Genomic DNA, 12,473 nt, shown 5'->3' on the forward strand with positions numbered 1-12,473 from the left:
CGGGAAGGGCCAGCTCAACTGCTCTTTCTTAAGGAACGAGGTGGAATGGGAGCACTCCCCGCCTGACGGGAATCAATTTCCTCATTTCTGCTTCCCCCAGTTTCGTGGAAAGATGCTGTTCCATGACAACTCAATCGGCAACCGCAACCACCGCAAAGGGTGGCGAGAGCATCCGATTCATCCCGGTACATTCCACTTTGTACCCGTGGCTGGTCGCGGTGTTCGTCGTTACCTTCCTCATCTCGAACATCAACGCCACGAAGGGCGTCCAGCTCGGCCCGCTTATCACCGATGGCGCCTTCTTCCTCTTCCCCATCGCCTACATCGTGGGCGACGTTCTCTCTGAATGCTATGGCTTCAAGTCCACCCGCCGAGCCGTGTACATCGGTTTCGCCATGGCGCTTCTAGCCGCAGTTTCCTTTTATATTGCAATCTGGCTGCCCGCGGCTGATTTTTACGAAGGCCAGGAAGCCTTCGCCGCCACGCTCGGCCTGGTTCCGCAGATCCTGCTGGCTTCCCTCGTCGGCTACGTCGTGGGCCAGCTGCTCAATTCCTTCACCCTGGTGAAGATGAAGGCCCGCTCGGGCGAGAAGGGCCTCATCGCCCGCCTTGTTGCTTCCACCGTCGTCGGCGAATTCGGCGATACCCTGCTGTTCTGCGCCATCGCAGCGCCTGTCATCGGTATCGATTCCTTCAGCGGCTTCCTGAACTACGTCATCGTGGGCTTCTTGTGGAAGACCGCCTGCGAGGTCATCATGCTTCCACTGACCACGCTGGTTATCTCTTGGGTCAAGCGCCGCGAGGACTACGTGCCTATCGACGAGGCCGACACCCCTACGTCAGCGCCGTCTAAGTAGCAGCGACCCGCCCCGATCTTTCACCCCCTTAGCACGCACTGTGCTGAGGGGGACTTTTCACTCTTCCCTTCACTTGCCCCAATGAATACAATGTATTCACGATGGTTAAGGAGGAAATATGGCTACTTTGACAATTCGCATGGATGATAACGACGCGGAACTCGTTCGGAATTTAGCCGCCTTTGAAGGCCGGACGATATCTGATTTTGCCCGAGCAGCACTTTTAGAACGGGTCGAAGACTACTACGACCTTCAGGAACTGCGCGCAGCAATGGCAGAAGATTCTGGCGAACGGTTTAGCCTTGATGAGGTCCTCGAGGATCTCTAAAGATGTCGGAGGGAATCACTTCATATCACGTCGAATTCACTTCGAAAGCCCGGAAACAGCTAAAGAAGTTTGACCGATTCGATGCGCGAATCATCGTGACGTGGATCCAAAAGAACCTCGAGGGCTGCGAAGACCCTCGAGCTCTCGGAAAAGGATTGACTTCAAACCGTTCAGGTGAATGGCGCTATCGGGTCGGTTCTTACCGCATTCTGGCGTACATCCACGACCAGAAAGTAACGATTGAGGTATTCGCTATTGGCCACCGGAAGGACATCTACGATGCATAAGCATCTACGAGGTTCCCTCCTCCCCATCCTTGGCCTGGCTACAGCCTTCAACCTTGCGGCATGCTCGGGTACAGAGGAAGTCACCACGTCGTCTGAAACGACGAGCCACGCGGCACCGGAAACGACGGCGGTGAGCAGTGAGGCGTCGTCAAGCGCAGCACCCAGCACCACCCCTCCCCCGCTCAACCAAGGCCCAGCACCCGCTCTGACCGGCACGTTTGAGATGGATGGCCCAGCCACCATCACGGGCGCGACCTATGATTCGATGCCCTTCGTCCTGCCTCTCAACCCGGCCGGACCACAGGAGACCATGGTGCGCTGGGTGCAAGACTGGGGCGAGTCCCCCGCCACGGCAGAGCACGGCACCACCTACGTTTTGGGACACGCCTGGGGCCAACAGAAACTGGTGTTCAACCCCTTCTCCGAGGTGGTCACCGCCAACGTGGACCTGAGCAACCCCACCACCGTGGAGGGCCTCGAGGGTATGGAAGTGCAGCGCTTTACGACGCCCATCCTCAACGGCTCCCACATCCGCATGACCTCCGAGGGCGGTGCCGGGCGCGAGTGGATCGTGGATAACGCCTTCCTAGTTGATAAGGAACAACTAGGAAGCGACGCGGACCTGATGAATACCGAGGTTCCCGGGCGCATCGTACTCATCGCCTGTGCGGTAGACGGCACCACTGACTTGGAGTACAACGTCATCGTCACTGGTCACTTGGCGTAATAGCGCCCCATAAATTCATCGCGGTATGCCTCGTAATAGCCGCCGTCGATGGACTCCCGAATGTTATCCACCAGGCGGATCATGAACTCCAGGTTGTGGATGGTGCACAGCGTGCCGGCCAGGAATTCCTTGGCCTTGAGCAAGTGGTGGATGTAGGCGCGGGAGTAGTTCTCCGAGACGTAACCGCCAAACTCCTCGTCCACACCAGAAAAGTCGCGCTTGAAGCGCGCATTAGTGAGGTTCATGCGTCCGTCGAGGGTGTAGACGCCACCGCGGCGCGCCAGGCGGGTCGGCGCCACACAGTCAAAAGTATCGGCACCAGCCTCAACGGCGGTAAAAATATCATCCGGTTCAGAGATACCCAGCAGGTGCCGGGGCTTATCGACGGGCAACTCATCGCACACCCAGCCCACAATCGTGCCCAGGTTCTCCTTCTCCAATGCGCCACCGATGCCGAAGCCACCGAAACCGCGCCGGCCATTCGCCTCAGCGCGATCGGAAAGCTCCACCAGCCCTCGCGCGGCCTGGCGGCGCAGGTCCTCGTACTGCGCGCCCTGCACCACGCCCCACAGGGATTGGCGCGGTTTCTGCGGGCCACGGGCGAGGGTAAGGCGGTCGTGCTCATCCAGGCAGCGCTGCGCCCAGCGGCGCGTGCGCTCGACAGACTCCTCCTGGTAAGTGCGGGTATCAACGAGCGTGGTGAGCTCATCGAAGGCAAACATGATGTCCGCACCCAAGCCATGCTGGATCTGCATGGAGACCTCCGGGGTAAAACGGTGCGTGGAGCCATCGATGAAGGATTTAAAGTCCACGCCATCCTCATCCACCTGCGCCATGCGCTCCTTCTTGGCCGCGCGGATATCGGAGTCTGTCAGGTCCGCCACGTCCATGGCGAGGACCTTTTTGAAGCCCACGCCGAGGGACATGACCTGGAATCCGCCCGAGTCGGTGTACGTCGGCCCATGCCAGTTCTCGAAGGTGGCCACGCCACCGGCCTCATCCACGATATCGTGGCCCGGCTGCAGATAAAGGTGGTAGGCGTTGGACAAAATGGCTTGGGCGCCGGTCAGGCGAATCTGCTCCGGGGTCAGCGTCTTCACCGTGGCCTTGGTGGCCACCGGGATGAACGCCGGGGTCTGGATATCTCCATGCGGTGTGTGAATAACACCAGTGCGGCCGTGCTTTCCCGGCTGCGCTGGGCCGCTCAAGTCCAGCTCCTTCTTCACGTCGAAGGAAAGGTCGGTCTCCAGCAGCGGCTTAGGGTGAGTCATAGGGAACTATTCTACGGGCTGCGCTGCCTTATCCTCTGCTTCACGGGATGCTGCTGCGTGTTTGCGCTCCCATTCCTCTTCCAACGCGGTGCCCTCGATATCCAGCTGCGGGATCAGCTTGTCCAGCCACTTCGGTATCCACCACGTGGTATGCCCCATGAGGAACATGGTGGCGGGGACAAGCGACATGCGGACTAAGAAGGCGTCGAAAAGCACGCCCGCTGCCAGCGCGAAGCCGAAGATCTGGATAAAGGGCAGGGGCTGGCTGATAAACGCCACGAAGACGGAAATCATGATGATGGCCGCGGCCGTGACCACGCGGGCACCGGCGGTAAAGCCGGCGATGGTGGCCTCATCATTGGCGTTGTACTTGCTGTACTTGCCACCGCTGCCCTGCGGGTAGCGGGAGAAGTGCTCACGCATGCGGGTGACCAGGAAGACCTGATAGTCCATGGCTAGGCCGAAGGTCACGCCGATGAGGAAGATGGGCATGAAGGAAATCAGCGGGCCCGGCGCGGGCACCAGTCCGGTGAGGCCGTCCTGCCACACAAGCACGGTCAGGCCAAAGGCGCCGCCGACGGAGAGCAGGAAGCCTAAGCCCGCCACCAGCGGGACCAAGATGGAGCGGAATACCGCCAAGAGCAGGAAGATAGCCAGGCCCACCACGATGGCGAGGTATGGCCCCATGGCCCCTTCAAGGCGCTCGGTGATATCGAGCTGCACCGCAGTCAGGCCTGTCATGCCGATCTCGGCACCGGTGGCATCCTCCAGCTCCGCGCTGGCGGTGCGCAAAGCGGAGGCGGTGCCAACCGTGGCCTCATCCGTCGGCGCGGTAGTGGGACTGACCATGATCTGCGCTGCCTTCATATCCTTGCTCACGCCCACCAACTGGGCGTGCTTGACCCCGCCGACCTGGTTCAGGCGCTGCACGGAATACATAAAGGAAGAAAGAGCGGCCTTCTTCTGCTCATCCTCTTCGCCCTCCTGGCCCTGGATATAGGGCTGCAAAGCCGCGGAATCCGGGTTGGCGTTAGCGCCATCCACGATCACTAAGAAGGGGCCGTTGATGCCGGGGCCGAAGCCCTCGGACAGCAGGTCCGCCGCCTTGCGCTGGGTGGTATCCGGATTAGACGTGGTATCCGCCGGAAGCGCCAGCTCCATGTGCAGAACCGGAGCGGTCAAAGCACCGAGGCCGAGCACCACCAAGGCCATGACGACACCGGGGACACGCTGCACCGTGCGCACCCAGCGGTTACCCATCGTTGGCTTCGTGCGGCGCGGGCGGCGCTTCGTGGGGTTGCCGGCCACGCCGGGGATGCGCCCAGCGAAGGCTTTATCACCGAGCAGACCCAGCATCGCGGGCACCAAGGTCAGCGCCACAAGCACGGCCATGAAGACCGTGCCCGCAGCGGCCAGGCCCATGGCGGTAAGGAAGCTAATGCGTGCCACGAGCAGAGCGAAGAGCGCGATGAAGACCGTTGCACCGGCAAAGACCACGGAGGATCCCGCTGTGCCAACGGCCATGCCGGCGGCATCCGGCCCGTCCATGCGGGAGCGCTCCTGCCGGTAGCGCGACATGATGAACAGCGCGTAGTCGATGCCTACTGCCAAGCCGATCATGACGGCCAGCACCGGGGTGAGGTTGTTGAGCTCAATCCAGTGGGTAGCGATCATGACGCCCATCGCGCCCAGGCCCACACCCACGACCGCGGAGATAAGCGGCATACCCGCGGAAGCCAAGGAACCGAAGGTAATGATGAGGACGATAAACGCCACGGCGAGGCCGATAACCTCAGAAATCGAGTTGACCTGGATTTCATCACCGAAGCCTGCGCCGCCGGCCTCTACCTCCAAGCCCACCGCACGGCCGATATCCATGGCCTCATGGACCACGTCTTTATCCGCGGGGTCCACCGAATAGGGGCTCTCCGCGTCAAAATCGAAGGTGGTATAAGCAATGGTCTCATCGGCATTGACCATGGCCAGGTTGTCGGCATCCGCCCGTGCGGTCTCCTCCGGCAAGCCCATGGAGGTGAACTGCTCGATGACCTGCTGCTGCAGTGCTGGCGATACCTCAAGCGGATTGCCCCAACGCTGTTGGCTACCCTCCGGTATGTCTAGGCCCTCTGCGATGTGGTGCACCACGTCCTCGACCGCTTCTTTATTCTGCGGATCGCTGAGCTTCTGCCCTTCCGGGGCCTTGAAGACGAGGTTGACCGACGGCGCATTGGCCGGGTTACCGTTCTCCGGGAAGAGCTCCACCGCGCGGCGGGTGGCATCAATTGCTGGCGTGCCGCTGATGGAGTACTCCGTGGTCATCGGCTTCATCAAGCTCAAGGTCGCTCCGCCCGCGGCCGCTACGATGAAGATCCAGGCGATGATGACCTTCCATCGATTGATGTAAGACCAGCGGCCTAGGTGGTAGAGCAGCTTTGCCACGGAAATTCCCCTTCACATGCGCGATTATTGCTCGCGGAAGCTTTGGCGGTGGACACGAATGTGCACCAGTTTAACCAGTTGGGCTGTGAAGCCCTAACGGTCTCGTAAGAGTTCAACGACCCTCCAGAGTGTGGCCAGCGCTACAATGCGGAATTACTGAAATACTCTAGGAGCACCACCATGTCTACTTTCGTCATCGTCGCCATCGCGGCCATCCTTCTCATTGCCATCCCAGCGGGCATGATGAGCCGGCGGATACACAAGCGTACGGAAGACCACGACCCCGAGGCGCGCCAAGCCGCGCTGGATTTCCAAAGAGATGTTGATAGAGGGCGAGCTGGCTTCTAAAACATAAAAAGACCGGCACCCCAGAGCTAAGAACTGGGGTGCCGGATCTGGCGGTGGCGGCGGGATTTGAACCCGCGGTTGGGGGTTACCCAACAATCGCTTTCGAGGCGATCACCTTCGGCCGCTCGGACACGCCACCGCGTTCCAGATTACGTCGAGTAACCCCGAGCGACAAAATCGCTGCCCACGCCACGCGGCGGGGACAGCGATTCAGCTATTTAAAGCTAGGAATTAGTCCTTGAGGTTTCCGATGACCTCGTTGGCCTTATCCTTGACGCCCTCAACGGCGTCGGAAGCCTTCTGCTTGGCCTCAGAGGTGACCTGGTCGGCCTTGCCCTCGTTCTCCAGCTTCTCGTTGTCGCTTACGTTGCCAGCGGCTTCCTTAGCCTTGCCAACAAACTCGTCCTTCTTGTTCTCGAAATCACCCATGGTTTTCTCCTTACTTTCTACGTCTCTCACGTGGACCACCCAGCCTACACGCGAATCGGAAGGTGGATCCGAGACCGCGTCCCAACTCAGGGCTACTCGCTGCTTCCGCGCAGACCCCCGAAGAAGCCTGTGAGCAGCTCCGCGCACTCTTCCTCCAGCACACCGCTGCGTACCTCCGGTACGTGCAGGGCGCCAGGGGCGCGCAATACCTCCACCAGCGAACCACACGCCCCCGTCTTCGGCTCAAAGGCACCAAAGACCACCGAGGACACCCGGGAAGCCTGAATCGCACCAGCGCACATCGCGCAGGGTTCCAGGGTGACGACCAGCTCGCAGCCTTCCAGCCGCCAGCCATCGCCATGCACGCGCACCGCCTGACGGATGGCTTCCACCTCTGCGTGCGCGGTGGGGTCATTCAGCTGCTCGCGGCGGTTAACGCCGGTGGCGAGTTCGTTACCGGAGGCGTCGTACAGCACGGCTCCTACCGGGATATCCCCCACCGGCGTGGTGCGTGCGACCTCCAGGGCGCGACGCATGCGAGACTCCGCGCGGACCAGCCCCGCCGCTGGTTTAAGAGTCATCCGAGTCGAGGCCGTCGATGAAATCCTCCAGCTCATCGCCAAAACCCAGCTCGCCGGCAATGCGCAGGAGCATATCGGAAGGCCAGTCCTCATCGTTGTCGATGATGTAGCCCACCTGGTTCTCATCGAGGCCGAGGTCAGCGAAGATGTCGAAATCGCCGTCGCCATACGGGTCGGCGTCCTCCCACTCGTCCTCGTCCAAATCCGGGATATCGATATCGCGCAGGTCCAGGAAATCCGCGGCGAAATCGTCTTCGGAGGCATAGGTGGCGTCGGAAAGCAGCATGCGCACATCCCCCGGCACTGGGCGCACGACGACGAAATAGTCATCCTCCACGCACAACAGCGCAAATGCCGCTCCCTCCGAACGCAGGTTGCGCACCGCCTTGATGGAGGTGTTGACGTCGGTAAAGTCATCCTTGAAGGGGCGAATCACCCACGCGCCTTCGGCGCTGGTGACGGTGATAGCAAAGGACAGATCGTCGTGGCTCATACCTCGTCAGATTAGTCGGATTGTGCGACAATTGTCACCGTGAGTTCTCAAGATGTTCAACGCCCCGTCTGCATTATCGGCCTCGGTCTCATTGGAGGTTCCCTCCTGCGAGACCTAGCTGCTGCACGCCATTCCGTGTACGGCTATAACCACTCGACTTCTGGTGCGCGAACGGCCATTAAGCAGGGCTATGACGTCACCGATGATCTGCCGGCTATCCTGCGCCGCGCCGAGGAGGACAATGCGCTCATCGTCATCGCGGTGCCCATGGATGCGGTTGCCTCGGTCCTCGACGTCATTCAGGAACACGCCCCGAGCTGCGGGCTGACGGATGTCGTCTCGGTCAAGGCCGAGGTTCGCCAGCTCATCGTGGAGCGCAACATGGAGTCACGCTACGTGGGCGGCCACCCCATGGCCGGCACCTCCAAGTCCGGTTGGGAGAACTCCCACACCGGGCTGTTCAACCGCGCTGCCTGGGTTATCACCTACGACTACGCCGCTGAATGCGACGCGCGCGGCGAGCGCATCCCCACCGAATGGGAGAACATTTTTGCCGACGTTGTCCGCATGACCCAGATGGTTCACGCGGAGGCGGTTCCGGTGCGCGTGGCTAACCACGATGCCGCGGTTGCCCGCATTTCACACCTGCCGCATGTGTTGGCGGAGACCCTCGCGGTGGTTGGCGATAATGGCGGCATTCTGGCGCAGTCCCTGGCGGCTGGCTCCTTCAAGGACGGCACTCGCGTGGCGGGCACTCGCCCGGACCTGGTGCGCCAGATGTGCGAGACCAACTCGACGGCGCTGGTCCAGGCCCTCGACGAGGCCCTCGAGTTGCTGCAGGATGCGCGCGACTCGCTGGCCTCGGAGCAGCCTTCCATCGCCGCGCTTGCCGACGCTGGCTTCCGTGCCCGCACCCGCATCGAAGCCCGATCCGGTGCTCGTAAGGAATCCGTTTCTCCGGTCAAGATTTCTTCCCGCCCGGTTCTGCGTTTGCACCCGGGTGCGCCGAACTGGGTGGCGCAGCTGCGCCAGACCGAGTCTTTGGGCGGGCGCATCGAGATCTTCTAGCCCGCTCTGACAGCGAATATCAGCCGGAAGGCGGTTCTGTCCACGGGGCAGCCCGCAGTTAGCAAAAGGCATCTTGCAGATGGCATCTGCCAAAAGGCGTTTTCAGGCGAGAAAACGCCTTTTGGGGTGTTCACATGGCGTTTTTGGCCCCTAAAACGACTTCTAGCGGATGCCTTTTGTGGGGCGCCATGTGTCGACGGTTTGTGGGGGCCATCTAGCGACCGACCGTGAAGCAGCGTGCGCGGCAGCGTAGTGCGGTGGCGTGGAGCGGCGTGGGGCGCTTAGTCGCGGAAGGTGTCGTCGCGGCGCTTGCGGGCTTGGGACTCATCGCGTGTGATGCCCAGCAGCGGGTAGCCAGCAAGGCCCGCCGCTAGGCCCACCGGCAACATCCAGAGCATGCCGGAAGCCAACCACAAGACCACGCCGAGGATGGCACCAGCGATCAGACACGGAACGAGTTTCTCCTTCATGGAGATTCAGCCTAGTTGGTACTCCGCGCGGCGACAGACTTGCGGTTGAGCAGGCGCGAAGCGATGGCAATCACGATCAGGCCCACCACCCCGGTCACGCCGGCCGTTAGAGCGACGGGCGCACTGACCTGCATCGTTGCCGGCGGCGCCGGGGAGTTATCGGCGTTGAGGACGCCGTCGGTATCGCGGCCGCTGGTGACGTCCTCGATCCAATCGCGGACCTCGACCACCGACGTAATCGCCGCGGTCGGGGAAGGCAGATCCGGGTCCGCATTCGACGTTCCAGCCGTGGCCACGCCGACGAGGCGACCGTCGACGAAGAACGGTCCGCCTGAGTCGCCACCTTGCATGCCCTCACCATTAAGGGACTTCACGTCCATGATGGCAGCGGCAATCATCGGGCCCACTCCCCCAAGCTCACCAGCTGGGATGCTTTCCGCGCCGTCGGGTCCAACGGCGATCTCTGGCATGTCGCCGCCCTTCATCACCTGGGGCGCGTCGGATGCGTCGGGGGCGGGAGCGACCATTCCACCGGGGGCAGGCACAGCCATGTCGCCAGGAGCCATGGCCCCGGAATCGCCCGGCGCCACCGGTGTCATCTTCTCACCGGACTCGTCTGGGCTCGCCGGCGGGGTGCCGCCGGATAGCAATTCACCTACTTCCATCTCAGCCATCGGCAGCTGGCCTTTGCGGGCCATGCGGGAGCTGCTGCTCCAGCCGTAGAAGTGGCCTTTCTCACCAGCGGTAGGAACAGCGTCCGCGAGCTTGGCGGGCTTAACGCCCTTGACGGGCTCGGTCAGGTGCATGAGGCCGGCGTCGATAGTCGGCGAAACAGCCCAGGAGTCCACGTCATAGACACGGGTGTCCTTGCCCTGGCCAAAACGTGCCTGCGAGCCCTCGTTGTTGACGGACTCCAAGCAGTGGCGGGCGGTCAGCACCCACTGCTCAGCCACCAGCGTGCCGGTGCAATCACCGAAGCTTCCGATCTTGCCCATGCGCAGCGCAGCCACGGCAGCGCTTTCCTCCGACTGGGGAGCGGGCTGTGCAAATTCCAAGGCCATGGCCGGTGCAGCGCCCAGCCCCACGACCACAGAGCTGGCCAGAACAGCAGTTATCTTTCGTGCCGTCATTACGCGGCCACCTCCTTGATTGCCCAAGCCACGACCCTCTCGGCCGGACCCTTTCCACAGAACTTCTTCCACAGCGCGCTCAACAGAAGGAACGCGAGCACAAAGCCCAGTGCCGCTGTGGTGTTGTGCAGCGAAACGTTCGCCTGCCAATAACGAGCGGTGAGAATGTGCAGGATATAGATTGTCAACGACATCGAGCCCAATGCCGCGAAGGGGAAAGCCAAGCGTGGCAACTGACGGCCGATAATCAGGCACAGGTGCAACACCACCGCGGTGACTGCCACGGAGAGAAGGATTTCACCAAGCACACCCGTATGTCCGGTAAAGCGCAGCCAGCCGGCAATATCCGGGTTGAAGCGCTGCCACAGGCCGATGCCGGCAACGACGACGGCCACCGCGGTCACAACAGCTTGGATGCGGGTGGGGCGGGGGAGGTAGACGTCGTAAAGCAGCATGCCTGCCACCATGTACGCCAGGAATGCCACGAGGGGATAGACCTGCGGGAGGGTGTACGGCGCGTAGAGCACCGTGGCGCCCGCGGTGGCCAGCGCGAAGAGCAGGACCTTCCACACAGTGGCGAGCGGCGGCACCCAAGCGGTGAGAGCCATGGCCGCGCCCATCACGACGAGCACCACCTGAATCTCACCGCCGACGGGCAACAGCGCCACGCCGATGAGCATGACTATCAGGCCACGGGCGACCAGCTTGAGGAAGACCCGCAGCGAATAGTCGCGGGCAAGGATCATCATCGTGGTACCTGCAATGATGGCAAAGCCCGCCGCCGGCAGCCCGGAGAGCACCACTTTGGCGCTCCACACCAGGTTGGCCATGTGCAGAATAATCATCCCGATGATGGCCAAGGAACGTGCAATATCAAGGCCCACTATTCGGGCACGCGCTGACACCTATTCATCTCCTTGCAGTCGAAAACGTCGAAAGACCGACCAGTGGCTCTGGCCGGTCTTCCTATTTGTGTGCGTTTTCAACTCTGCATTTCACTCAGCGCTGCGTGATATGCGTCTCAGCGGGTAAGGGCGATGGCTTTGCCATCGCGCACGAAGTAAATGCGCTCAGGTGTTGCGGATGCATCGGGGTCCACCATCACCGTTACTGGACCTGCAAGAAGTTTCATGATGGCCCCGTCAGGTTGCGCGCCGAAGCAGATTTTGTCCAACCTCAAATCCCGAGTGATTTCTAGCTGACCATCTCCGTTGCTCTCAAAGTGGAAACTGAGGATATCGCAGGAGAACTGCACGACCCGATCCCTAAAGTTCACGCGAAAGGAATCCGGCTGCTGCGCGGACTCCCACTCGGAATTCACCACGAACTCCATCTGCTGCGCATTGGCGGTGACCAGGCCTGCGGGCACGCCAGTAACAATGTTGCGCTGCGAGGATCCAGCTTCAGCTATGCCCGAGCTCCCCGGCAGCTCCGAGGAGCCGGCAAAAGAGAAGAGGGAGGAAATGAAAAGCAGGATAGCGGAGAGAATCGCTTGAATCATGGGCACCATTATATCCGCCCCAACCGACCAACCATTGGCTCTGGCCGGCATTCTTACTTGTGCGCGTTTTCAGCGCTGCGCGATATGCGTCTCAGCGGCTAAGGGCGATGGCTTTCTCATCGCGCACGAGGTAAATACGCTCAGGTGTTGCGGAGGCATCCGAGTCCACCATTACCTTCGCCGGTTCTGACAGGAACATGATGAAGGGAAGGTCAACCTTTCCTCCAGAGCAGGCCTTATCCGTCAACATGCTGAGCTCCACGCCGCCATCAACCAAGGTGAAGTCACCGCCGTTACAGGGCAACCACACCGTCTGGTCCTGGAAATCCAAGGAGAAATCCTCTGGGCTCGCCGCAGACTCCCACCTGAAAGCAGTGATATGTTCCATCTGCTCATCGTTTGCCTCGACCAAAGCTGCAGGCGTGTTCGTAATGATGCCGTGCTGGGCGACGTTTAGCCCCCACGCCTCCGAGCTCCCCGCCAGCTCCGAGGAGCCCGCGTTAGAAAACAGCGGGCTTAAGGGACATTTCGTGTGGATAAACCG

The 12,473-nt window shown here is 61.3% G+C and carries 16 protein-coding genes and 1 tRNA gene; 6 read left to right on the forward strand and 11 right to left on the reverse strand.

Features of this window, described 5'->3' with window-relative positions; genetic code table 11:
• The first annotated feature begins 122 nt into the window (after positions 1–122).
• The 4 genes from HMPREF2526_RS08265 (at position 123) to HMPREF2526_RS08280 (ending at position 2,199) form a co-directional block, all read left to right on the forward strand.
• Positions 123–857: a queuosine precursor transporter gene (locus tag HMPREF2526_RS08265; RefSeq protein ID WP_070546933.1), complete on the forward strand. Its 735-nt coding sequence runs from the start codon at positions 123–125 to the stop codon at positions 855–857.
• A gap of 118 nt (positions 858–975) precedes the next feature.
• Positions 976–1,185 (forward strand): type II toxin-antitoxin system RelB family antitoxin, encoded by a 210-nt coding sequence (relB, locus tag HMPREF2526_RS08270; protein ID WP_042528872.1) that lies wholly within the window; start codon positions 976–978, stop codon positions 1,183–1,185.
• 2 nt (positions 1,186–1,187) lie between these two features.
• Positions 1,188–1,472, forward strand: coding sequence for a type II toxin-antitoxin system RelE family toxin (locus tag HMPREF2526_RS08275; protein ID WP_046648850.1), 285 nt, complete (start codon positions 1,188–1,190; stop codon positions 1,470–1,472).
• Entirely contained in the window at positions 1,465–2,199 is a 735-nt protein-coding gene (locus HMPREF2526_RS08280) for a sortase family protein (protein WP_070546936.1), read from the forward strand. The genes HMPREF2526_RS08275 and HMPREF2526_RS08280 overlap by 8 nt, the downstream gene beginning before the upstream one ends.
• Here HMPREF2526_RS08280 and tgt read toward each other — a convergent pair.
• Both tgt and HMPREF2526_RS08290 read right to left on the reverse strand, forming a co-directional pair.
• A complete protein-coding gene (tgt, locus tag HMPREF2526_RS08285) occupies positions 2,187–3,470 on the reverse strand; it encodes a tRNA guanosine(34) transglycosylase Tgt (RefSeq protein WP_070546939.1) in 1,284 nt (427 codons plus the stop codon). The two genes, HMPREF2526_RS08280 and tgt, sit on opposite strands and share 13 nt — an antisense overlap.
• Positions 3,471–3,476: 6 nt before the next feature.
• Positions 3,477–5,909: an MMPL family transporter gene (locus HMPREF2526_RS08290; RefSeq protein WP_070546943.1), complete on the reverse strand. Its 2,433-nt coding sequence runs from the start codon at positions 5,907–5,909 to the stop codon at positions 3,477–3,479.
• A gap of 180 nt (positions 5,910–6,089) precedes the next feature.
• Between HMPREF2526_RS08290 and HMPREF2526_RS13400 the strand changes: the two genes are divergently transcribed.
• The gene (locus tag HMPREF2526_RS13400; protein WP_168163157.1) at positions 6,090–6,257 is read left to right on the forward strand and encodes a hypothetical protein; all 168 of its coding nucleotides are present in this window, start codon (positions 6,090–6,092) and stop codon (positions 6,255–6,257) included.
• Positions 6,258–6,305: 48 nt separating this feature from the next.
• On the opposite strand, the gene HMPREF2526_RS08295 is transcribed toward HMPREF2526_RS13400, so the two are convergent.
• From HMPREF2526_RS08295 to HMPREF2526_RS08310, 4 genes are all read right to left on the reverse strand, one after another.
• Positions 6,306–6,396 (reverse strand) — tRNA-Ser (locus tag HMPREF2526_RS08295).
• 92 nt (positions 6,397–6,488) lie between these two features.
• Complete coding sequence (locus HMPREF2526_RS08300) at positions 6,489–6,686, reverse strand: CsbD family protein (RefSeq protein WP_010188406.1); 198 nt, start codon at positions 6,684–6,686, stop codon at positions 6,489–6,491.
• A 92-nt stretch (positions 6,687–6,778) separates the two neighbouring features.
• A complete protein-coding gene (locus tag HMPREF2526_RS08305) occupies positions 6,779–7,222 on the reverse strand; it encodes a nucleoside deaminase (RefSeq protein ID WP_010188404.1) in 444 nt (147 codons plus the stop codon).
• 34 nt (positions 7,223–7,256) lie between these two features.
• On the reverse strand, positions 7,257–7,760 hold the full coding sequence (locus tag HMPREF2526_RS08310; RefSeq protein ID WP_010188401.1) for a tRNA adenosine deaminase-associated protein: 504 nt from the start codon (positions 7,758–7,760) through the stop codon (positions 7,257–7,259).
• Positions 7,761–7,799: 39 nt separating this feature from the next.
• On the opposite strand from HMPREF2526_RS08310, the gene HMPREF2526_RS08315 reads away from it, so the two are divergent.
• The gene (locus HMPREF2526_RS08315; protein WP_070546946.1) at positions 7,800–8,828 is read left to right on the forward strand and encodes a prephenate dehydrogenase; all 1,029 of its coding nucleotides are present in this window, start codon (positions 7,800–7,802) and stop codon (positions 8,826–8,828) included.
• Positions 8,829–9,109: 281 nt separating this feature from the next.
• Here the strand turns inward: HMPREF2526_RS08315 and HMPREF2526_RS08320 are convergent, their stop codons facing one another.
• The 5 genes from HMPREF2526_RS08320 to HMPREF2526_RS13405 all read right to left on the reverse strand — a co-directional run.
• Complete coding sequence (locus HMPREF2526_RS08320; protein ID WP_046648858.1) at positions 9,110–9,298, reverse strand: hypothetical protein; 189 nt, start codon at positions 9,296–9,298, stop codon at positions 9,110–9,112.
• Positions 9,299–9,309: 11 nt separating this feature from the next.
• Positions 9,310–10,428 (reverse strand): trypsin-like serine protease, encoded by a 1,119-nt coding sequence (locus tag HMPREF2526_RS08325; RefSeq protein ID WP_070546950.1) that lies wholly within the window; start codon positions 10,426–10,428, stop codon positions 9,310–9,312.
• Positions 10,428–11,333, reverse strand: a complete 906-nt coding sequence (locus tag HMPREF2526_RS08330; RefSeq protein WP_070546953.1) for a DUF418 domain-containing protein — start codon at positions 11,331–11,333, stop codon at positions 10,428–10,430. The genes HMPREF2526_RS08325 and HMPREF2526_RS08330 overlap by 1 nt, the downstream gene beginning before the upstream one ends.
• Before the next feature lie 116 nt (positions 11,334–11,449).
• On the reverse strand, positions 11,450–11,929 hold the full coding sequence (locus HMPREF2526_RS08335; protein ID WP_049157768.1) for a hypothetical protein: 480 nt from the start codon (positions 11,927–11,929) through the stop codon (positions 11,450–11,452).
• Positions 11,930–12,020: 91 nt separating this feature from the next.
• On the reverse strand, positions 12,021–12,473 hold a 453-nt coding region (locus HMPREF2526_RS13405), incomplete at its 5' end, for a hypothetical protein (RefSeq protein WP_083295545.1).

Source organism: Corynebacterium sp. HMSC070E08, from assembly GCF_001808895.1.
Taxonomy (GTDB): Bacteria; Actinomycetota; Actinomycetes; order Mycobacteriales; family Mycobacteriaceae; genus Corynebacterium; species Corynebacterium hiratae.

Excerpts from the sequence above, each read along its gene's own strand:
- HMPREF2526_RS08305 (WP_010188404.1), bottom strand. The coding sequence starts at position 7,222 with ATGCGTCGCGCCCTGGAGGTCGCACGCACCACGCCGGTGGGGGATATC.
- HMPREF2526_RS08310 (WP_010188401.1), bottom strand. The coding sequence starts at position 7,760 with ATGAGCCACGACGATCTGTCCTTTGCTATCACCGTCACCAGCGCCGAA.
- HMPREF2526_RS08275 (WP_046648850.1), top strand. The coding sequence starts at position 1,188 with ATGTCGGAGGGAATCACTTCATATCACGTCGAATTCACTTCGAAAGCC.
- HMPREF2526_RS08335 (WP_049157768.1), bottom strand. The coding sequence starts at position 11,929 with ATGATTCAAGCGATTCTCTCCGCTATCCTGCTTTTCATTTCCTCCCTC.
- HMPREF2526_RS08300 (WP_010188406.1), bottom strand. The coding sequence starts at position 6,686 with ATGGGTGATTTCGAGAACAAGAAGGACGAGTTTGTTGGCAAGGCTAAG.
- HMPREF2526_RS13400 (WP_168163157.1), top strand. The coding sequence starts at position 6,090 with ATGTCTACTTTCGTCATCGTCGCCATCGCGGCCATCCTTCTCATTGCC.
- HMPREF2526_RS08320 (WP_046648858.1), bottom strand. The coding sequence starts at position 9,298 with ATGAAGGAGAAACTCGTTCCGTGTCTGATCGCTGGTGCCATCCTCGGC.
- relB (WP_042528872.1), top strand. The coding sequence starts at position 976 with ATGGCTACTTTGACAATTCGCATGGATGATAACGACGCGGAACTCGTT.
- HMPREF2526_RS08280 (WP_070546936.1), top strand. The coding sequence starts at position 1,465 with ATGCATAAGCATCTACGAGGTTCCCTCCTCCCCATCCTTGGCCTGGCT.
- tgt (WP_070546939.1), bottom strand. The coding sequence starts at position 3,470 with ATGACTCACCCTAAGCCGCTGCTGGAGACCGACCTTTCCTTCGACGTG.
- HMPREF2526_RS08265 (WP_070546933.1), top strand. The coding sequence starts at position 123 with ATGACAACTCAATCGGCAACCGCAACCACCGCAAAGGGTGGCGAGAGC.
- HMPREF2526_RS08325 (WP_070546950.1), bottom strand. The coding sequence starts at position 10,428 with ATGACGGCACGAAAGATAACTGCTGTTCTGGCCAGCTCTGTGGTCGTG.